Source organism: Vibrio sp. B1-2, assembly GCF_963888445.1.
GTDB classification, from domain to species: domain Bacteria; phylum Pseudomonadota; class Gammaproteobacteria; order Enterobacterales; family Vibrionaceae; genus Vibrio; species Vibrio anguillarum.
On sequence record NZ_CAWPJH010000006.1, the window covers coordinates 57,681 to 78,290 of the forward strand.

Annotated in this window: 17 protein-coding genes and 16 tRNA genes; 21 read left to right on the top strand and 12 right to left on the bottom strand. The window is 45.9% G+C overall.

The genetic code is table 11. From position 1 onward, the window contains the following. Positions 1–11: 11 nt before the first annotated feature. The 4 genes from AACQ75_RS03175 to hemA are packed head-to-tail and all read right to left on the bottom strand — an operon-like array spanning position 12 to position 3,644. Positions 12–395: a SirB2 family protein gene (locus AACQ75_RS03175; RefSeq protein WP_017047864.1), complete on the bottom strand. Its 384-nt coding sequence runs from the start codon at positions 393–395 to the stop codon at positions 12–14. After that, a complete protein-coding gene (prmC, locus tag AACQ75_RS03180; protein ID WP_017045760.1) occupies positions 380–1,261 on the bottom strand; it encodes a peptide chain release factor N(5)-glutamine methyltransferase in 882 nt (293 codons plus the stop codon). Before prmC ends, AACQ75_RS03175 begins: the two co-directional genes overlap by 16 nt. Before the next feature lie 4 nt (positions 1,262–1,265). Continuing rightward, positions 1,266–2,354, bottom strand: a complete 1,089-nt coding sequence (gene prfA / locus AACQ75_RS03185; RefSeq protein WP_013856266.1) for a peptide chain release factor 1 — start codon at positions 2,352–2,354, stop codon at positions 1,266–1,268. Positions 2,355–2,384: 30 nt separating this feature from the next. After that, complete coding sequence (hemA, locus tag AACQ75_RS03190; protein ID WP_013856265.1) at positions 2,385–3,644, bottom strand: glutamyl-tRNA reductase; 1,260 nt, start codon at positions 3,642–3,644, stop codon at positions 2,385–2,387. A 161-nt stretch (positions 3,645–3,805) separates the two neighbouring features. Between hemA and lolB the strand changes: the two genes are divergently transcribed. The 21 genes from lolB to AACQ75_RS03295 all read left to right on the top strand — a co-directional run bounded on the left by lolB (position 3,806) and on the right by AACQ75_RS03295 (position 10,373). Beyond that, a complete protein-coding gene (gene lolB, locus AACQ75_RS03195) occupies positions 3,806–4,438 on the top strand; it encodes a lipoprotein insertase outer membrane protein LolB (protein ID WP_017045762.1) in 633 nt (210 codons plus the stop codon). After that, positions 4,435–5,307, top strand: a complete 873-nt coding sequence (gene ispE / locus AACQ75_RS03200) for a 4-(cytidine 5'-diphospho)-2-C-methyl-D-erythritol kinase (protein ID WP_017048835.1) — start codon at positions 4,435–4,437, stop codon at positions 5,305–5,307. The genes lolB and ispE overlap by 4 nt, the downstream gene beginning before the upstream one ends. A 29-nt stretch (positions 5,308–5,336) precedes the next feature. Further along, positions 5,337–6,281, top strand: coding sequence for a ribose-phosphate pyrophosphokinase (locus AACQ75_RS03205; RefSeq protein ID WP_010320509.1), 945 nt, complete (start codon positions 5,337–5,339; stop codon positions 6,279–6,281). Positions 6,282–6,430: 149 nt separating this feature from the next. Then, a complete protein-coding gene (gene pth, locus AACQ75_RS03210; RefSeq protein ID WP_013856262.1) occupies positions 6,431–7,021 on the top strand; it encodes an aminoacyl-tRNA hydrolase in 591 nt (196 codons plus the stop codon). Between the two features lie 10 nt (positions 7,022–7,031). Further along, positions 7,032–8,123: a redox-regulated ATPase YchF gene (ychF, locus tag AACQ75_RS03215; RefSeq protein ID WP_013857965.1), complete on the top strand. Its 1,092-nt coding sequence runs from the start codon at positions 7,032–7,034 to the stop codon at positions 8,121–8,123. 282 nt (positions 8,124–8,405) lie between these two features. Beyond that, a tRNA-Met gene (locus tag AACQ75_RS03220) sits at positions 8,406–8,482 on the top strand. Positions 8,483–8,522: 40 nt separating this feature from the next. Continuing rightward, positions 8,523–8,607, top strand: a tRNA-Leu gene (locus tag AACQ75_RS03225). Between the two features lie 25 nt (positions 8,608–8,632). After that, a tRNA-Gln gene (locus AACQ75_RS03230) sits at positions 8,633–8,707 on the top strand. Positions 8,708–8,788: 81 nt separating this feature from the next. After that, positions 8,789–8,873 (top strand) — tRNA-Leu (locus AACQ75_RS03235). 25 nt (positions 8,874–8,898) lie between these two features. Next, positions 8,899–8,973: transfer RNA gene (locus AACQ75_RS03240), tRNA-Gln, on the top strand. A 78-nt stretch (positions 8,974–9,051) separates the two neighbouring features. Then, positions 9,052–9,128, top strand: a tRNA-Met gene (locus AACQ75_RS03245). Positions 9,129–9,173: 45 nt separating this feature from the next. Further along, positions 9,174–9,258: transfer RNA gene (locus tag AACQ75_RS03250), tRNA-Leu, on the top strand. A 19-nt stretch (positions 9,259–9,277) separates the two neighbouring features. Next, positions 9,278–9,362, top strand: a tRNA-Leu gene (locus tag AACQ75_RS03255). A 24-nt stretch (positions 9,363–9,386) separates the two neighbouring features. Continuing rightward, positions 9,387–9,461: transfer RNA gene (locus tag AACQ75_RS03260), tRNA-Gln, on the top strand. Positions 9,462–9,524: 63 nt separating this feature from the next. After that, positions 9,525–9,609: transfer RNA gene (locus AACQ75_RS03265), tRNA-Leu, on the top strand. 25 nt (positions 9,610–9,634) lie between these two features. Continuing rightward, positions 9,635–9,709, top strand: a tRNA-Gln gene (locus AACQ75_RS03270). Between the two features lie 81 nt (positions 9,710–9,790). Further along, positions 9,791–9,875 (top strand) — tRNA-Leu (locus tag AACQ75_RS03275). A 25-nt stretch (positions 9,876–9,900) separates the two neighbouring features. Continuing rightward, positions 9,901–9,975 (top strand) — tRNA-Gln (locus tag AACQ75_RS03280). Between the two features lie 80 nt (positions 9,976–10,055). After that, positions 10,056–10,140: transfer RNA gene (locus AACQ75_RS03285), tRNA-Leu, on the top strand. A 19-nt stretch (positions 10,141–10,159) separates the two neighbouring features. Then, a tRNA-Met gene (locus AACQ75_RS03290) sits at positions 10,160–10,236 on the top strand. Between the two features lie 52 nt (positions 10,237–10,288). Beyond that, positions 10,289–10,373: transfer RNA gene (locus AACQ75_RS03295), tRNA-Leu, on the top strand. 171 nt (positions 10,374–10,544) lie between these two features. Here the strand turns inward: AACQ75_RS03295 and AACQ75_RS03300 are convergent. From AACQ75_RS03300 to flgG, 8 genes are all read right to left on the bottom strand, one after another. Next, positions 10,545–11,678 (bottom strand): flagellin, encoded by a 1,134-nt coding sequence (locus AACQ75_RS03300; RefSeq protein WP_026029038.1) that lies wholly within the window; start codon positions 11,676–11,678, stop codon positions 10,545–10,547. A gap of 506 nt (positions 11,679–12,184) precedes the next feature. Further along, on the bottom strand, positions 12,185–13,324 hold the full coding sequence (locus AACQ75_RS03305; RefSeq protein WP_017045944.1) for a flagellin: 1,140 nt from the start codon (positions 13,322–13,324) through the stop codon (positions 12,185–12,187). 395 nt (positions 13,325–13,719) lie between these two features. Beyond that, a complete protein-coding gene (flgL, locus tag AACQ75_RS03310; RefSeq protein WP_013856259.1) occupies positions 13,720–14,913 on the bottom strand; it encodes a flagellar hook-associated protein FlgL in 1,194 nt (397 codons plus the stop codon). 10 nt (positions 14,914–14,923) lie between these two features. Then, positions 14,924–16,798 (bottom strand): flagellar hook-associated protein FlgK, encoded by a 1,875-nt coding sequence (gene flgK, locus AACQ75_RS03315; RefSeq protein WP_017045945.1) that lies wholly within the window; start codon positions 16,796–16,798, stop codon positions 14,924–14,926. A 142-nt stretch (positions 16,799–16,940) separates the two neighbouring features. After that, positions 16,941–17,864, bottom strand: coding sequence for a flagellar assembly peptidoglycan hydrolase FlgJ (flgJ, locus tag AACQ75_RS03320; RefSeq protein WP_017045946.1), 924 nt, complete (start codon positions 17,862–17,864; stop codon positions 16,941–16,943). Positions 17,865–17,873: 9 nt separating this feature from the next. Then, a complete protein-coding gene (locus AACQ75_RS03325) occupies positions 17,874–18,965 on the bottom strand; it encodes a flagellar basal body P-ring protein FlgI (protein WP_013856256.1) in 1,092 nt (363 codons plus the stop codon). 47 nt (positions 18,966–19,012) lie between these two features. Continuing rightward, a complete protein-coding gene (flgH, locus tag AACQ75_RS03330) occupies positions 19,013–19,792 on the bottom strand; it encodes a flagellar basal body L-ring protein FlgH (RefSeq protein WP_017045947.1) in 780 nt (259 codons plus the stop codon). Between the two features lie 23 nt (positions 19,793–19,815). After that, the gene (flgG, locus tag AACQ75_RS03335; protein ID WP_010319379.1) at positions 19,816–20,604 is read right to left on the bottom strand and encodes a flagellar basal-body rod protein FlgG; all 789 of its coding nucleotides are present in this window, start codon (positions 20,602–20,604) and stop codon (positions 19,816–19,818) included. Positions 20,605–20,610 lie beyond the last annotated feature (6 nt).

Consider the following 20,610-nt stretch of genomic DNA (forward strand, 5'->3'; position numbering starts at 1 on the left):
CTCGGATGCTGTTAGCCTAAAAACATAGCCGTTTTTACGATGGCGATTTTTCCCGCCATAGCAAGCCAACCTAATGCGCCCAAAAAAGCAAAGGTACGCAACAGCTTATTCCGGCCCAGTTTGAGCGCAAAGAAGCCCAGTGCAATGTACGCCATCACACAGGTCAGCTTCTCAGTTAACCAAGGTGCGGCTGGGGTAAATGGGATAAAACCAGACATCACAATCAACGCGATACCCGATAACAACAACAGCGAATCGTTAATATGAGGAAAACGTTTCAAAAAAGGGTGTTGCAGCCATTTGGAATCCATCATCATCAAGGCATAACGTACCGACAACAATAGTGCACTGACCGCAATGGTCAGTAGATGAAAATGTTTTAATCCTTCGTACATGATGCTCTCTCTTCTGAGTGCGAATATTGACCCAGTGTCACTCGGTCATTACCCGCATAATCCTTTTCTGTCACTACGTGGTGATAGCCGAGTGACTCAAATAACGCTCTGACTGCCGCCCCTTGATCATAACCATGTTCAAACAGCAGCCAGCCTTGTTGCTGCAAATAGTGACGCGCATTCTCTGCAATGTGTTTAATGTCAGCCAAGCCTTTGTCTTTGGCCACCAGCGCACTTAAAGGCTCAAAACGTACATCCCCCTGCGTGAGATGGGGATCATTTTCTTCAATATACGGTGGATTGGAGACAATTAAAGCAAACTTTGTACCGAGCTTTAAAGGTTCAAACCAACTACCTTGTAAAAATGTGACATTGGTAATAGTTAAACGCTGCGCGTTTTCCAACGCTAAGGCTTGCGCTTCTGGGCGTAAGTCGATACCAACCACATGACGTTCAGGTAACTCAGACGCTAACGCTAATGCTATCGCGCCAGTTCCTGTGCCTAAGTCCAAAATATCCCCTTGCGTCTGCTGGCTTTTTTCTAACGCAATTTCAACCAAACGTTCAGTATCCGGCCGAGGAATTAATGTCGAAGGCGAAACTTTCAGTGGCAGCGACCAAAACTCACGTTCCCCAACCAAATAGGCCACAGGCTCCCCCGTCACTCGACGCGTAATCAGCGAGCAAAATTGCCGCGACTGCGTTTCGCTTAAGGTCTTTTCAGGCCAAGTCAGCAGATAAGAACGTGGTTTATCCAGTACATGGCAAAGCAGCACCGCTGCATCCACAGAAGGCGAATCACTGCCGCCTTCTTGGAGTTGAGCAATCGCGGCTTTCAACGCATCATCAATACGAGATAACGTCATGAGATCAGTGTTGATCGGCAAGAGCGGCAAGTTGGTCTGCTTGATATTCTTGAATGATTGGATCAATCAAGCTTTGCAGATCCCCTTCCATCACTTCATTAAGACGATAGATGGTTAAGTTAATACGATGATCGGAAACGCGACCTTGCGGATAGTTGTAAGTACGAATACGGTCGCTACGATCACCAGAACCCAGTAGGTTACGACGAGTATCGGACACTTCGGCTGCGCGCTTCGCTTCTTCCGCTTGTGCAATACGAGCGGCCAATACGGCCATCGCTTTGGCTTTGTTTTTGTGCTGTGAACGCTCGTCCTGACACTCAACTACCGTGCCTGTTGGTAAGTGGGTAATACGGATCGCAGAGTCGGTGGTGTTTACGTGCTGACCACCCGCGCCCGATGAGCGGAAAGTGTCAATTTTCAGATCGCTAGCTTTAATTTCTGGAATTTCGGCTTCAGGAATTTCGGGCATGATCGCGACGGTACAAGCGGAAGTATGCACACGACCTTGAGATTCCGTGGCCGGAACACGCTGTACGCGGTGACCGCCTGATTCAAACTTAAGCACACCGTAAGCGCCATCACCACTCACTTTAGCAATCACTTCTTTATAGCCGCCATGCTCAGCATAACTAGCGGACATAATTTCGATACGCCAGCTCATCTTCTCAGCATAACGGCTATACATACGGAACAGATCGCCAGCAAAAATACCCGCCTCATCACCGCCCGCCCCTGCACGAATTTCTAAGAAGCAGTTGCGATCATCGTTCGGATCTTTTGGTAGCAACAGAATTTGCAATTCATCAGTGAGACGTTCAATCGTCGCTTTGGCTATTTTGATTTCCTCTTGAGCCATCTCACGCATCTCGGCGTCTTCTTCTTTGGTCATCTCTTCTGCGGCAACCAAATCCTCTTGCGCTTGTTGGTAAGCTTGGAAGCATTTAGTTACTTCCTCAAGCTGAGAGTACTCTTTTGACAAAGTACGGAATTTGTTTTGATCACTAATTACGGTAGGCTCGCCAAGCAGGCGCTGAACCTCTTCGTAACGCTCAACAAGGGATTCAAGCTTAACTAAAATCGACGCTTTCATAGTTTCTTCTTTAATTCGGAGTGACGGATATTATCGAGGGTCGTCAAGACCCAAACTTTGTCTAATCACGGCCAATTTAGCCGGTTCACCTAACTCTGCAGCGCTTTGCAATGCTCGGGTTGGTGTGTGGATCAATCGATTGGTGAGTTTGTTACTTAACTCAAGTAACACTTTTTCAGGATCGCCCCCTGCAGCCAGTGCCTGCAAGCTTTTACTGAGCAATTCTTGACGAATTTCGTTGGCCGATTGACGGTATTCTCGGATGCTGTCTACCGCTTGCAAGGAACGCATCCAGCTCATAAAGGCTGCGCTCTCTTCACTGACAATCGCTTCAGCTTGAATGGCTTCAACTTTACGCTGTTCCATATTGCTGTCTACAATCGACTGAAGATCATCAACCGTATACAGATAGGCATCGTTTAAATCACCGACCTGCGATTCAATATCACGAGGCACGGCAATATCAATCAGTAACATGGGTTGATGGCGGCGCACTTTTATCGCACTTTCTACCATCCCTTTGCCAATAATCGGCAGTGGGCTGGCGGTTGAACTGATGACGATATCCGCGTGAGCGAGATAGTCAGGTATCTCATTGAGTGCAATCACTTCAGCGTCAAACTGCTGTGCAAGCCCCATCGCTCGCTCGCGGGTTCGGTTGGCAACTATCATGCGTTTACATCGATGGCTGGCTAAATGCTTCGCAACCAGTTCGATGGTTTCACCCGCCCCAACCAACATTACCGTTGAATCAGAGAGTGATTCAAAGATCTGCTTTGCCAACGTACAAGCAGCATAAGCCACAGATACCGCACTGCCGCCTATTTCAGTTTCGGTGCGCACACGTTTAGCTACCGAGAATGCTTTTTGAAACAGTTTTTCAATCGCTGAATCAGCCGCGTTATGCTCGCGAGCATCCGCATAGGCTTGCTTCACCTGCCCTAAAATCTGCGGCTCACCCAATACCAGTGAATCCAGACCACAAGCCACTCGCATCAAATGACGAATAGCGGCTTGTTCTTCGTGTACATACAAACTCGGTTTAAGATCTTCTGGATTCACATGATGGAACTGAGACAACCAATCGATTAACTTACTTTTGCTCGATGATTTTACATCACAATAAATTTCCGTGCGATTACAGGTAGAGACAATAACGCTACCTTGAACGCTGGAACTGGACGCAAGTTGTCGCAAGGCTTCTGATAATTTATCAGGACCAAACGCCACTTTCTCTCGCAGTTCTACCGACGCTGTATTGTGATTTATTCCAATAGCAAGCAAGGACATCTATAGAGGTTTCTCGGTTCAGGAAATGTAAATAGGAGCAGAATTTTACTTGATGCCCTGTTTTAATGAAAGGGCAACAGGGATTTGTTTTCCCGACTTCGTGATATCAATGATATAGTGAGGCGTTTTTACGGCCTTCACTGTGTAAATAATGGGCAGATATGACACGCGCAAATAGACTGATTTTAACTCTCCTCACTCTGCTGACACTCTTTGGTTGCACAAACTTACCCTCAACAAGGGTCGAGAGCGTCGGCTGGCAGCAACACCAACAGCAATTGCAAACGATCCGCGAGTACCAAGCCAGCGGAAAACTCGGCTATATATCACCACAACAGCGCCAATCCCTCAATTTTCATTGGCAAAAAAACGCCGACCATAGCCAGCTTCGTCTCTCAACCTTTTTAGGGCAGACCGTTTTAAATCTCTCCATCTCGCCTCAGGGCGCCCAGGTCAAAACGTATGATGATCAAATTATCGATGCGCAGAATGCGGATGCTTTAGTTTACGAGTTAACTGGGTTATCGATCCCCATTGAGCAGCTACAAGATTGGCTGCTTGGGCTGCCAACCGAGGCAGATGGTTTTCAATTGAATCAAAATAATTTGTTGGCATCGTTAGATAAACAGCTAGGGCTTAGCCGCTGGCACTTGGAATATTTGAACTACCAAGCTTATCCCTTCGTCTCAACATCCGCTTCTTCCACTTCAGTGCCACTTCCGGCCAAACTGAAGCTGACTCAAGATCAAGTTTCATTAAACCTCGTCATTTCAAAGTGGACCCTAACGCCATGATTTGTACCCCAACCCACTGGCCATCACCCGCTAAGCTCAACCTGTTTCTGTACATCACCGGGCAAAGAGCCGACGGGTATCATGAATTACAGACACTGTTTCAATTTCTCGATTTTGGTGATGAGTTAACCATTACCGCCAATCAGTCTGGCGAAATAACTCTCACACCAGCCATTGCTGGCGTTGCGCTACAAGACAACTTGATTTGGAAAGCGGCCATCGCCTTACAAAAGGCAAGTGGATGCCGCTATGGCGCGAGCATTGAATTAAATAAAGTTTTGCCAATGGGCGGTGGCATCGGTGGCGGCTCTTCCAATGCTGCAACCGTGCTTGTTGCACTGAACTACTTATGGCAAACCAATTTATCACAGCAAGAACTCGCTACGCTCGGTTTAACACTCGGGGCGGATGTTCCCGTTTTTGTCCATGGCTTTGCCGCATTTGCTGAAGGCGTAGGTGAAAAACTGACCCAAACCGAACCAAAGCAAAAATGGTATTTGGTGGTTCGGCCTAATGTGAGCATTGCAACGAAAGATATTTTCACTCATCCAAAATTGATAAGGAACACGCCAAAACGAGCGCTAGCAACGCTTCTCGAACACCCTTACGAAAACGATTGCGAAAAAATTGTCCGAATGCTGTACCCAGAGGTTGATAAGCAACTTTCATGGCTGCTACAATACGCGCCGTCAAGATTGACTGGGACGGGATCTTGCGTTTTTGCCGAATTTTCTAGCAAAGTAGAAGCGGAAGCTGTCCTTGCCAAGCTCCCTGACACAGTCTTCGCGTTTGTCGCCTTAGGGTGTAACATTTCGCCACTGAAAAAGACTCTGGCTGAATACCAATTCGCCAACACCCGACCTATTTAAAAACTGGACGCAACCCTGAGGTTTCCACCGTGCCTGATATGAAGCTATTTGCTGGTAACGCCACACCTGAACTAGCCCAACGTATTGCTGAACGTCTATACATCTCTCTTGGTGATGCTACTGTTTCTCGTTTCTCCGACGGTGAAGTTGCAGTGCAAATCAACGAAAATGTTCGTGGTAGCGATGTATTTATTATTCAATCTACTTGTGCTCCTACTAATGACAACTTAATGGAATTAGTAGTGATGATTGATGCAATGCGCCGTGCTTCAGCAGGCCGTATTACTGCTGTCATCCCATATTTTGGTTATGCCCGTCAAGACCGCCGAGTGCGCTCTGCTCGTGTACCGATCACTGCAAAAGTTGTTGCAGATTTCCTTTCAAACGTTGGTGTTGACCGCGTTTTGACCATCGACCTTCACGCAGAACAAATCCAAGGCTTCTTTGACGTCCCAGTAGATAACATCTTTGGTACGCCGGTGTTGCTTGAAGATATGAAAGCGCGTGGGTTAGAAGATCCTGTTGTAGTTTCACCTGACCTTGGTGGCGTGGTTCGTGCTCGTGCGACTGCAAAAGCATTAGGTGATATCGACATCGCAATCGTTGATAAACGTCGTCCACGCGCCAACGTGTCTGAAGTTATGAACCTGATTGGCGATGTTGATGGGCGCGATTGTGTGATCGTGGATGACATGATCGACACTGGCGGCACTTTGTGTAAAGCCGCTGAAGCGCTGAAAGAACGTGGTGCAAAACGTGTATTTGCTTACGCAACGCACGCGGTATTCTCAGGTAACGCAGCGAAAAATATCAAAAACTCAGTACTAGACCAAGTTATCGTCACAGACTCGATCACCCTATCTAAAGAGATGGCGGCAACCGGCAAAGTGACACAATTAACCTTGTCTAGCATGCTTGCTGAAGCGATTCGTCGCATTAGCAACGAAGAGTCTATTTCTGCCATGTTTAATTAATACTCAGTTTATTTACTGATTTTTAAATACTTTTAAAGCACTTCATTGAAAAATGAGGTGCTTTTTCCTTTGTTATTTTAGCGCCTCGCACCCTTTCCCTTTTGTGTGCTATCATACCGCGCTTTTGATATTGCAAAGAGATCCTAACCTTGAGCCAACCAATCAAACTTCTTGTCGGGCTAGCGAATCCTGGTCCTGAATACGCCAAAACGAGGCACAATGCCGGCGCTTGGGTAGTAGAAGAATTAGCCCGAGTTCATAACGTCACCTTGAAAAACGAAGCCAAATTCTTCGGTTTCACCGGACGTATCGTGGTTAATGGTGAAGATCTGCGTTTATTGATCCCAACAACTTTTATGAATTTATCCGGTAAAGCCGTGGCGGCCATCGCCAAGTTTTACCAGATAAAACCAGAAGAGATCATGGTGGCACATGATGAACTAGACTTACCTCCCGGGGTAGCTAAGTTCAAAATGGGTGGTGGTCATGGCGGTCATAATGGCCTTAAAGACACCATCAGCAAACTCGGCAATAACAAAGAATTCTACCGCCTGCGGATTGGTATCGGCCATCCGGGGCACAAAGATAAAGTAGCAGGCTATGTTTTAGGTAAAGCACCCGCCAAAGAGCAAGAGTGCCTAGATGCCGCGGTTGACGAATCGGTTCGTTGCTTCGACATTTTACTAAAAGATGGTCTAACTAAAGCACAAAATCGCTTACATACGTTCAAAGCTGAATAAGGTTACAGTCATGGGTTTTAAATGTGGCATCGTGGGTTTACCAAATGTGGGTAAATCGACATTATTTAATGCACTAACTAAAGCGGGCATCGAAGCAGCAAACTTCCCGTTTTGCACTATCGAACCAAACACGGGTGTGGTTCCTGTTCCAGACCTTCGTCTTGATGCGTTAGCAGAAATTGTAAACCCTCAACGTATCCTTCCGACGACAATGGAATTTGTCGATATCGCAGGCCTAGTGGCTGGCGCGTCAAAAGGTGAAGGTTTAGGCAACAAATTCCTTGCCAATATCCGTGAAACAGATGCGATTGGTCACGTTGTTCGCTGCTTCGAGAACGAAAATATCGTTCACGTAGCAGGCAAAGTATCGCCAATTGAAGATATTGAAGTAATCAATCTAGAGCTTGCCCTTGCCGACCTTGATAGCTGTGAACGCGCCATTCAGCGTCAAGCAAAACGTGCCAAAGGTGGCGATAAAGACGCTAAATTTGAAATCACCGTATTAGAGAAGCTACTCCCTGTATTAACGGAAGGTGGTATGGCTCGCACGGTTGAACTCTCAAAAGAAGAGCTAGCCGCCGTAGATTATCTCAACTTCTTAACGTTGAAACCAACCATGTATATCGCCAACGTGAGCGAAGATGGCTTTGAAAATAACCCGTACCTTGATGCTGTCAGAGAGTTTGCAGAAAAAGAGAACAATTCTGTGGTTGCTGTTTGCGCAGCCATTGAAGCTGAACTATCTGAACTTGAAGAAGAAGATCGCGCCGAGTTTTTAGCCGATTTAGGCATTGAAGAACCCGGTCTAAACCGCGTGATTCGTACCGGTTACGAACTGCTAACGCTACAAACCTACTTCACCGCAGGCGTAAAAGAAGTGCGTGCCTGGACGATTCCGGTCGGTGCGACGGCTCCGCAAGCGGCGGGTAAAATCCATACCGACTTTGAACGTGGTTTCATTCGCGCTGAAGTTGTGGGTTATGATGATTTCATTCAATATCGCGGCGAAAATGGAGCCAAAGAAGCGGGCAAATGGCGCTTGGAAGGTAAAGAATACATCGTAAAAGATGGCGATGTTATCCACTTCCGCTTCAACGTGTAAATAACTCGTTAATCAGCCATTAATACACCATTAAAGCCGACAGATTCTGTTGGCTTTTTTGTTTTTTTCTCAAAATCAACCTTAGCGACAAGCAAGGAAAAATCAATAAGCTTAATGATTTATTAACCGTTTTTGATCACAAACACGTCTCTTTGTTCAAAAAAAGGTCGAACGGTTGGTTTCAAAGAATTTATTCAAAAAAACTATTGACGCTCTAGAGCCATATCCGCATAATGCGCTCCGTTCTCGACATTAAGGCAAACTTAAAGAGAGAATAAAAATGGCTACGTAGCTCAGTTGGTTAGAGCACATCACTCATAATGATGGGGTCACAGGTTCGAATCCCGTCGTAGCCACCATTTCCTAAGTGTTTTTCTTATAAAAATATTTAGGAAAGTTGCGGAAATGGCGAAATTGGTAGACGCACCAGATTTAGGTTCTGGCGCCGCAAGGTGTGAGAGTTCAAGTCTCTCTTTCCGCACCATTATTTAGATGAGCAATCATCTTGTAGGGCTATCGCCAAGCGGTAAGGCAGCGGCTTTTGATGCCGCCATCCCCTGGTTCGAATCCAGGTAGCCCTGCCAATATTGAGATGACTAGCGAATAAACTGGTCATAACAACGATTCAATGAATACCAATATTCACTGAATCTACAGGTTAAGTTGCGGAAGTGGCGAAATTGGTAGACGCACCAGATTTAGGTTCTGGCGCCGCAAGGTGTGAGAGTTCAAGTCTCTCCTTCCGCACCATTATTTAGATGAGCAATCATCTTGCAGGGCTATCGCCAAGCGGTAAGGCAGCGGCTTTTGATGCCGCCATCCCCTGGTTCGAATCCAGGTAGCCCTGCCATTATTCAAATGGGTCAGTGTTTAAAAAACCATTGGCACATGAGTGTGGATTGTATTATATTGTCTCGCTCAAAAAGATGGCTACGTAGCTCAGCTGGTTAGAGCACATCACTCATAATGATGGGGTCACAGGTTCAAATCCCGTCGTAGCCACCATAATTTAGTTGTTAGCGAAGGTTGGCAACACATAGATATCGAGCTGCGGAAGTGGCGAAATTGGTAGACGCACCAGATTTAGGTTCTGGCGCCGTAAGGTGTGAGAGTTCAAGTCTCTCCTTCCGCACCATCTCGATAACTAAAAATTTGCGGAAATGGCGAAATTGGTAGACGCACCAGATTTAGGTTCTGGCGCCGCAAGGTGTGAGAGTTCAAGTCTCTCTTTCCGCACCATATTTAGATGAGCAATCATCCTGTAGGGCTATCGCCAAGCGGTAAGGCAGCGGCTTTTGATGCCGCCATTCCCTGGTTCGAATCCAGGTAGCCCTGCCATTATTGACACGATAAGCCAAGCGCTTGTTGTGAAAAAGATTCGTTGAATCGAAAAATTAAATTGCGGAAGTGGCGAAATTGGTAGACGCACCAGATTTAGGTTCTGGCGCCGTAAGGTGTGAGAGTTCAAGTCTCTCCTTCCGCACCATTATTTAGATGAGCAATCATCTCGTAGGGCTATCGCCAAGCGGTAAGGCAGCGGCTTTTGATGCCGCCATTCCCTGGTTCGAATCCAGGTAGCCCTGCCATATTTCATATGGTTAGCGATAAGCTACCCATAACAACGATAAATTGAGTAACCAATCCTCATTTTATCTACAGCATAAGTTGCGGAAGTGGCGAAATTGGTAGACGCACCAGATTTAGGTTCTGGCGCCGTAAGGTGTGAGAGTTCAAGTCTCTCCTTCCGCACCATTATTTAGATGAGCAATCATCTTGTAGGGCTATCGCCAAGCGGTAAGGCAGCGGCTTTTGATGCCGCCATCCCCTGGTTCGAATCCAGGTAGCCCTGCCATTATTTGTAGGATTAGCGATAAGCTGACCGTAAAAAGATAAGCTGAATCAATAACATTCGGTTTATTTAAAGAATACGCTGCGGAAATGGCGAAATTGGTAGACGCACCAGATTTAGGTTCTGGCGCCGCAAGGTGTGAGAGTTCAAGTCTCTCTTTCCGCACCATGATTTAAGATTGTCAAATGGCTACGTAGCTCAGTTGGTTAGAGCACATCACTCATAATGATGGGGTCACAGGTTCGAATCCCGTCGTAGCCACCATTTATAACGATAGTTTGAATAACCAATGTTCAATCTATCTACAGTACAAGTTGCGGAAGTGGCGAAATTGGTAGACGCACCAGATTTAGGTTCTGGCGCCGCAAGGTGTGAGAGTTCAAGTCTCTCCTTCCGCACCATCAATTCAAACCCAGCTTAGGCTGGGTTTTGTTTTATTAGCCTCATAACAATATATCCTTTCCTCCCGTTTAACCGTTGATTCATTTTTCAGATCCATTCTTTGATCACGTGAAAAGTGAGGCATAAAAAAATCCAGCCGAAGCTGGATTTTTAATTTAAAAGTTAACGACTTAACCAAGCAAACCAAGAGCAGCATTAGGCGCTTGTTTAGCTTGTGCCAACACTGAGCTTGATGCTTGAGAAAGGATCTGCGATTTAGTCAAGGCAGTGGTTTCTTTCGCAAAATCAGTGTCTTTGATTCGGCTCTTAGAAGCATTTACGTTTTCGTTGATGTTATCTAAGTTGTTAATCGCATGGTTGAAACGGTTTTGGAATGCACCCAGTTGAGCACGATGGCTGTCTACAAATTGCAGTGCCGCATCAACAATGGCAACTGATTCTTGCGAACCACCGACAGAGGTGACATCAATGGTATCGACTGTCACATCTTTTGCCGCTTGGAAACTCAGTTCACCCGCTAAGCTGCCACCAAAGGTTGCTACGCCATCAATACGGTTGCTATCAGTAAAGATTTGCAATTTGCCTTCATCGTCAACAGAAGCTTTTAACATGTCGGTTTGACCATTGATGTAAGTGGCCAACTCTTCGATGTCATCGCCATCTTTTGCACTTAGGTTGATGGTTTGCTCGCCAGTACGTTTGTCAGTCAACGTAATGGTAAGGTCATTAGCACCCGCTTTAACGGTCCAATCTTTATCTTGTCCATTTGCCGCTTGGTAACTCTTACCGCCCATCATTGCGTTGTCACTGCGCATATTATTTAGGCTTAGCATGACCGCTTCACCGTTATCCGCACCGATTTGGAATGATTTCGTCTCAAAAGTACCATTGAGCAACTTATTGCCACCAAACGATGTAGTTTCAGCAATACGGTTGAGTTCGTCATTCAGCGCGGTGATCTCTTCTTGAATCGCTACGCGGTCGGCTTTCGAGTTCGAACCATTTGACGATTGTAGAGATAAGTCACGCATACGTTGCAAAATATTGGTGGTTTCGTTCATTGCACCTTCAGCTGTCTGCGCAATTGAAATGCCATCATTTGCGTTGCGCACGGCAACATCTAAGCCTCTGCTTTGAACGTTCAAACGGTTAGAGATTTGCAAACCTGCTGCGTCATCTTTTGCGTTATTAATTTTGAAGCCTGATGATAAACGTTCCATTGATAACTGTTGCGCATTGCTAGCACTGTTTAGGTAGCGTTGTGCTGTCATAGCTGAAACGTTAGTGTTTACATTAACCGCCATAGTGGTTCTCCTATTGATTTTCCGACTTAGCGTCATAGACAAACGGTTTCCGACGTCTCGGAAAACCAAGTAGTTCTCTCAAAGTACTATTATTAGCGACTGCGGTTAGGAATCCTTTAACGGGAAAACGACGATTTCGTAAAAAATAGCCAATATCGATTAAAAGTGGGATAAACGCTGCAAAACTGGCTGAAATACAAAAATAGCATTAAAGATTTGACGTGATTGGTCGGCTTCACGGGCGATTGAGGAGCATTGATGAGAGCAAGAAGTTATAGATAAAGAAAAGCCCCTTTTCCTTTGAGAGAACCGGGGCTAGTTGGTAGCCAGAGCCAATGTGGAGATCAGAGAAATGAACACATTACCGACTGACCGGGGCGCATGATTATCTATGACTATAAAGCAGGGTACATCTTGAGAGAGCTTTATATTCGGCCATAATCATACTTTGCCAAGGATTCCTTCACCTAACCCACGTCTGAGCTGTTGGATGAAGGGTCCTAACATTACTGCAATAGTGACATTGCAGAATTTGGCAACTGTTTTGCTTGAGCGAGAATCGAGGTACCCGCTTGTTGCAGAATCTGTGCTTTCGTCATTTGCGTGGTTTCTTTCGCAAAATCTGTATCTTTAATTCGACTGTTGGATGCTTCAACATTCTCTTGGATATTGGCCAAGTTGTTGATGCTATGGCTTAAACGGTTTTGCTTCGCACCGAGCTCTGCCCGTTGTGAATCCACATATCTCAACGCAGCATCCAGAACGCCCACTGCATTTTGAGAACCACCAACTGAGGTGATATCAATATCTTGAACCGTCGTCTTAACGCCCGGCCCACCGTTTAGGCCAAGTTCGGTTGCCAAACCACCAGAGATGGCAAGGTCACCTTGTAAATTCGGTTCTGCGGCAAAAATTTGCAGTTTACCGTCTTGATCAACCGATGCTTTAAGCTTGTCGGTTTGACCATTAATGTAAGTCGCTAGCTCTTCAATATCATCGCCATCTTTGGCTAACACATCGAGAGTAACAAGCTCACCTGCCTGGGTGGTGAATTCAAATTTCAAATCACGCGCGCCCGCTGGCACTCCCCAATCCTTGTCCTTTCCTTGCTCTGCAAGGAACGATTGGCCGCCCATACGGAAGTCATCAGCACGTATGCTGGTAAGCCCCATAATGATCGCCTCACCTGAGCTCGCACCAATCTGGAATGATGCTTCACCAAACGAGCCGTTGAGCAGTTTACGTCCACCGAATGAGGTCGTTTCTGCAATACGGTTTAACTCATCTTGCAATGCGGTCGACTCTTCATCCAAAGCTTGTCGTTCTGACGCCGAGTTGGTGCCGTTTGCTGATTGAAGAGCAAGATCACGCATACGTTGCAAGATACTGGTCGACTCATTCATTGCCCCTTCCGCGGTCTGAGCAATCGAAATACCGTCGTTGGCATTACGCATTGCCACATCTAGGCCACGAGACTGAGCGGTTAAGCGGTTTGAAATTTGTAAGCCTGCCGCATCATCTTTAGCGCTGTTGATTTTATTACCTGATGATAAACGTTCCATCGAGGTATTTAATTCACCCGTCGCTTTATTAAGGTAACGCTGAGCAGTCATTGCTGAGACGTTAGTATTTACTGTAATGGTCATAGTTTGCTCTCCTAGTGAGTTCGCAAGCTTTTTGCGAAGCGGCCAGCTTTACTCTCATTTGGAAGCACTGACCGTGAACTTGCTAAATCCGCTATTTGCCGATTTAAAAACTTGTTGTATCAACTCTGATATAGACAATTCAATTAGTATGCCAACTTTTAAAACATCTGATATTAAAATTAATATTCTTTGTTTTTTAATCACTTAGAAGAAATTCATTCATTCTATCTTTGTGAGTGAGCATCCAGTTTTTTCTCGTTAGCAACAGAGTTGCCACTTTCGTTTGCCGCTCTATTGCCTCTTTATCTCTCGATAATAGATGAGCAATTTCCAGGCCAATTTTTCAACACATTCCACTCTTCGCGCATATGGCTTAGCACATAAGGCATTGAAGATTAGATATAGTTGAAAAGGGTCAAATCTTTCGTTTTACCAAAAGCCAGTTGTGAAGCCTGCAACGCACGTGAATTCTCATTAAATTCAATCACCGCTTCTGCGTAATCGAGATCTTCAAAGTTACTTTTTGATTTCGCTAAACTGATTTTGAAATCTTCATGCTGTTCTTGTTGAATATCTAAAGTGCTCAAGCGTGCACCGACATCAGTACGCACTTTATTGAGATGAATAAAGGCGGCATGAAACTCTTCCGTAATTTGATGCAGTTTCGCTGTCGTCGACGCATCCGATACGGAGCCTTGCGAGAGCTCAATCGCGTCTTTATAGCTATCAAATAAGGTAAAGGTTGAACGCGGCTCTAGGCTTAACACATCACCTTTCGAGATTTGCCCTTTTACGTGCACCGTCAGATCTTGATATCGAATGCCTTTTTGTGGATCAAACTCATCGGCCTGTACCACGCTGCCATCTTTCTCTAATTGGTAACCATATTTGCCGTTAGCCATATCAACAAACGTCACGGTATAGCGTGATGTATCATTCGAGTCTAAATTGGTTGCACGCTCGAGCAGTAACTCTGAACCTTCGTTTAATTGATAGTTTGGTTCGTAGTTACCAAACGGGTTATCAATCTCCATAAACACTTTATTACCCGGATTATTGAACGGGATCTCTAAGCTGTTGGAGATACGCATTTTGCGCTGATAATCATCGCCGGAATAAGTCACGTTACTGGCATTATCTCTAAAAAATGGCTGATTCTTCGGCTTGGTGCCGGCAAACATGTAGTTACCAGACTCATCTTGCGTATTTGCTAGTTCAATTAAGTTGTTGAACATCTCTTGCAGCTCACGCGCTTTCGCTTCTCTATCTTCTGGAGAGAATGAGCCGTTAATCATTTCCATGACCGTACGCTTTGCCTCATCGGTCGAGCTTTCCGCATTGGCAATGATTACTTCTTGATGTTCTAAGCGGTTTCGAACCAGCACGATTGCATCAAGATATTGGCGTAATTGCTCTTCTTGCTGCCCTACTTTTTGGATGTAATGAGTGGCTAATGGACTATCGCTGGCCGAAAGCAACTTCTTACCCGACGCTAGCTGCGCTTGGTTATGATGGATCTTTGATTCTTGACGGCGCATATCGTTTTGCACCGATTGATAGTTATGGAAGCTCGATATTCTGGTTAACATTTATCGCCTCCTATCTCAGCTGCAAAATCGTGTTGAAAGTATCATTAGCCACCTGCATGATGCGTGAGGAAGCCATATAAGCTTGTTGGAACTTCATCATGTTCGCGGCTTCCTCATCAAGGTTGACTCCGGAAATGGACGCAATGCGCTCCTGCGCTGACTCTTTTTCAAGCCTGGCCACATCACTTAAGCGTGACGCGGTGGCCAGCTGCAAACCAAAATCAGTATTGAGATCGTGATAAACCCCGAGCACGGTCGTTTCACCGTCGTTGAGTTTTTTCTCCGTTTGAATTTGCTGCATCTTACGTAAATTGCCGTTATCACCTTCTGAGGGGACAAGGTTTGCCGTAAATTTATCATTGGGTAGCGCGCCAGCCGTCAATTCAAACGTTGTACCAAGCACAGTAATCGAATTCGATGGTGGGTAGGCCTGTGGTTCTAGCAGCACGTTGCCTTTGGTATCCGTGACCGCAAATTGATCGCCCGTTGGTGAGATCACCACTTCAAATTCACGCAACCCACCTGCCGATAAAATATTAAATTTTGCCTGCCCTTGGGCAAAAGTGGTGGAGGCTTCATAACTTTGTGCGGCAATGGCTGTCGGATCGTTGGTCGCCATTTTCATAATAGCGGCACCATTACGCGTTGGACGCAGCAATATGCGCTCCCCGGCTTGAGGGGCGTTGCGAATCTCAACTCGCATTCCATCTAAAAATAAACTGCTGCCAACGACCGGAACGTTAACCCGCTCGCCCGTTGGCTTTAATACGGTATAATTGCTGCCGTTGTACTGTAGGGAGTATTCACCACTTTTCAACGCTGAAGTATCTTCGATATAGACCGCCATATCGGCTTTTGAATTGCCAGCGATGATCGCTCGCGAGCGGGCATTGACTTCAGAGTTCACATCCGTAAACAACGCTCTTCCCACATTGCCACGTAAGTCCAAGCCTTGTGATTGCAACTTGTTAACTTCATAAGAGAAAGATGTTGCCATGCGGCCAAGTTCATCCATTAGGTAAGGAATGTGCTTATCTCGCATCGTAAACAGAGCACTTAACTTACCGCCAATATCCTCAGTGGTAATGGTCTTGATCCCTTTGCCTTCAATCATGGCCAAGCGGCGCTGACTCACATCAGGATAACCATCAACCATCTTCATTTGGCTGGCTTCTGTACCTGAGACGAGCGTGTGCCCGCTCCCGATATGGATGTTAAACCCTTCAGCATTTTTACGTGGCGTCACGGTGACCTTGGTGTATTCAGACAACTCAGCCACCAATTTTTCATGCTGGTCCATTAAGTCATTGTGAGGACCAGGAGTGCGCATCATTAAGCGCTGTAAATCTCGCAACTCAAGCGCCAATTGGTTAATACGCTCAACGGCAACATCTAGCCCTTTGTTGGTCGCATCAGATTGGCGGCGAATGTTCTCGTGAAAATCATTCATGTTTTGAGTGATCAGATCCGCTTTCTCAAGTACAACTTTACGCGCACCTACATCATTCGGGCTGTCGGCGAGGGTTTTAATCGCATCAAACCATTCGTTTAAGTTTTCAGGGATTTTTTTCGAGGCCACTGACGACAATAACTTTGAGAGCATGTCTAAATTTTCTTCGTCGTCACGCTTAAAGGAAAAGCTGGTGGTAGATAGGTTTAATTCATTAACGGCAAATTGATCCCATGAGCGGCGAACTTTTTCCACATGTACGCCCATACCGTAGGTTTCACCACCGTATTGGCGAGGCGTATTGGTCCCTTGGATCACAGACTGACGGCTGTAACCTTCTGTATTAACATTAGAAATGTTATGACCTGTGGTGCTGAGTTGTCTCTGAGCGGTAAGTACACTTTGGGTACCTAGATTCAGAAGATCCGACGCCATACTGCCCCCGAAAACCTAATCAAATCAGTGGTTACTGAATATCTAAGTTAGTAATTGCAATATGTATGCCAAAGGAGTTTCAAAGAAGAGATTAGACAAAATAAAGGAAAGATAAAAGCCAGCAAGGCTGGCTTTAGAGGGGTTATTCCATTGCTTCAATTTGAGATTTTACTCTCAGCACTTTTTCAGCATAGTATGGGTCCGTCGCGTAACCAGCAGCGTGCAGGCCACGAATGAAAGACTCATCGCTGCCATTATGGTTCAGCGCCACGGTGTAGCGCGGATTGTCATTGAGAAAACGAACATAGTCATTAAAACTGTCTTGATAATTTCCATAAGAACGGAACGCAGCTTTTTCCATCACGGGTGTATTATCATGATATTCAAGAGTTTGCGTCGCCACTTTCTCACCTAACCAACTTTTATCCGCTTTGATGTTGAATAAGTTATTACTGCTACCACGAGCATTTTGAACAACTTTTTGTCCCCATCCGGTTTCTAATGCCGCTTGAGCAAGTAGCAGTGAAGAGTCAACACCTAATGCCCGCGCTGCTTTTTCAGCATAAGGTTTCATTGAAGCTACAAACGCTTGCGGCGAATCAAATCGACTCGATTCGACCTTGCTAGGTTCGATCGTTTCTTGCGTTGAGAGGCGGCGGTTGTTACTGCGTTCGATACGGCGCATGGCTTCTTGGAAACCATCTTGCGTCGGGTCGGTTATTGATGGATCGTTTTTCGAGGTGCCGTTAGCCTGACTGAGCTGCGCCACAATCATATCGGCAAGCCCTAAAGAACCGGAGGCACTGAGCTCGCTCGACATTTGTTCATCAAGCATTTGTCGATAGAAATCTTCGTTTTGGCTGTTGAACATCTCAGATTTAAAATCGGCATTGGCGTCTCGCATCGATTTGAACAACATTGAGGTAAAAATCGCTTCAAACTGTTTGGCTGCGGCCTTGAGCGCCGCTGACTCGCCTTCTTTATCACCGGTTTTTGCTTGCTGACGTAGCTTATCTAAGCTAGCAATATCATGAATAAAGCCAATATCATTGGGATTATTAATCATCTTCCTCTCCTAGATAATGATCAGTTGGCCTTCAATCGCGCCAGCTTGTTTCAATGCTTGCAAAATCGCCATCAAATCTGAAGGGGCTGCTCCCACTTCGTTGACCGCGCGCACTAAATCATCCAAGGTCAAACCCGGTTCAAATTTAAACATTTTACCTTGTGCTTCAGACACTTCTATTTGGCTATTAGGCACCACAGCTGTCTGACCACCCGCTAACGCATTGGGCTGACTGACATTCAAATTCTCTTTAATGGCAACAGTCATACCACCGTGCGTCACCGCAGCAGGTTTTAAGCGCACATGCTGGCCGACAACAATAGTTCCCGTTCGTGAATTAACGATAATTTTGGCTGAGCCATCCGCTGGATCAAACTCAACATTTTCGATTGCAGAAAGAAACGCGACGCGCTGCCCTACATCTCGCGGTGCACGGATACGTACTGACGTTGCATCAACCGCGGTCGCCATCTCTGGGCCTAAGAAGTTATTCACTGCATCTGCCATACGTTGCGCTGTGGTGAAGTCAGATTCAAGCAAATTGAAGGTAATAAAATCGCCACGGCTAAAAGGTGTTGGTACTTCGCGTTCCACCATAGCGCCGCCTGAAATCAGGCCAACCGTTGGGTTATTGCCGACAATTTTAGAACCATCAGCACCGGTGGCACTAAAACCACTGACCACTAAATTACCTTGGGCCACGGCGTAAATTTGACCATCCAACCCCTTAAGGAAGGTTTGCATTAGAGTGCCGCCACGTAAACTTTTAGCAGAGCCGATAGAAGAAACGGTGACATCGACACTTTGACCTTGCTTGGAAAACGCCGGTAATTCGGCCGTGACAATCACGGCGGCAACGTTCTTTGTTTTCGGTTTAGTGCCCGGCGGCAATTGAATGCCGAAATTTTGCAACATGGCGTTAAAACTTTGGTCGGTGAACGGTGTCGATTCACCCGTTCCCGGTAGCCCAGTGACTAGACCATAACCCACTAATTGGTTACTCCGCACGCCCGCAACTTGAGAGACATCTTTGATACGGGCCGCTTGTGCATGGGTTGCGATGAGCAACAGACTTAAAACAAGCAGGGTGAATTTTTTCATGGTCTAGTACCTTAATTTCTACGTTTCTTTACGCCAGAACTCCGGCGTTACAGAGAGACATTAAAGAATCGTGCCAAGAATCCAGGTTCTTGCATATCTTGATTGGTGCCTGTGCCTGAATATTGGATGCGTGCATTAGAAATACGAGTAGAAGCAATGGTGTTGTCAAAGTCGATATCATCGGGACGAATGGTACCGCTTAAGCGAATGTATTCATCGCCAGTGTTCAGTGTGAGCCATTTTTCACCACGGATGACTAAGTTGCCGTTGGCGAGTACTTCAATCACTTCAACCGTGATCGAACCAGAAATACTGTTACTTTGGTTGGCTGCAGAACTGCCATTGAACTTGTTGTCATTTTTCAACGCATAAGAGAAATTGTAATCACCCACAGTGAGATCTTTACCGCCGACAGCGAGTGGATCCATAGACGCATCATTGGATTTGGATAGATCCGCATCAGCACTCTTGGCCGCTTTAGTACTTTCATCAAGATTGACGGTAATAATATCGCCAATGCCACGCGGTTTTGAATCATCATAAAGACTGTTCATTTGTGCCAAATTAAACAGTGAACCAGTTTCCGCGGCATAATGTTCCGGTTTCTGTTTTGGGTGGATAGGGGCCCAAGCAGGATCACCGGCTACGGGATCGGAACGCTTACGCATTGAGTCCAGTAAACCAGAACCTTCTTCTGCAGACTTATCCCCTTCAACCGCGTCCACCACGGTTGTACCTTGAACCACTTCAGGAGTATCGACCGGTGGCGGCATTAACGAGCAACCAGACAAAGCAGTAACCAATACAAGACTCAATAGACGTTTCATCGCAGCATTCTCTTAGTTAATGATTAGAGTTGTTGGTTCACAAAACTCATCATCTTATCGACTGCTGAGATGACTTTTGAGTTCATTTCGTAAACGCGTTGCGCTTCAATCATGTTGACCAACTCTTCTGTGACGTTCACGTTAGAGGTTTCAAGCATGGATTGACGAACATCACCGAGGCCGTCAAGCCCTGGCACCCCTTCTTGTGGATCACCACTAGCACCGGTCGGTAGATACAAGTTTTGACCAATCGGCTCTAGACCGCCTGGGTTGATAAAATCAACCGTGGTAATTTGTCCAACCACTTGGTTATTTTGCTGGCCACGAAGCCTAACTGACACTTCACCATCATTACCGACAGTAATAGAGATTGCATCAGGTGGAATAACAATTTCCGGCTCTAAATTATATCCAGCACCGGAAGTCACAATTGCCCCTTCATCATTGAGGGTAAATTGACCATTTCGGCTATAAGCGATATTGCCATCTGGCATCAGGATTTGGAAAAAGCCGTCACCTTCAATCATCATATCGAGGCTATTGGTCGTGGTTTGTACGTTGCCGTGGGTATGCACTTTTTGTGTTGCCACGACTTTAGAACCCGCACCAAGCATCAAACCGCTTGGCAGTTTGGTATTTTGCGAAGATTGACCGCCCGGTTGATTAATATTTTGATAAAACAGATCTTCAAATACCGCACGACCCTTTTTAAAACCAATAGTCGAGGCGTTCGCTAGGTTGTTTGAGATAGTGGCAATATTGGTTTGTTGGGCATCAAGCCCGGTTTTACTTACCCATAATGCAGGTTGCATAGTAAT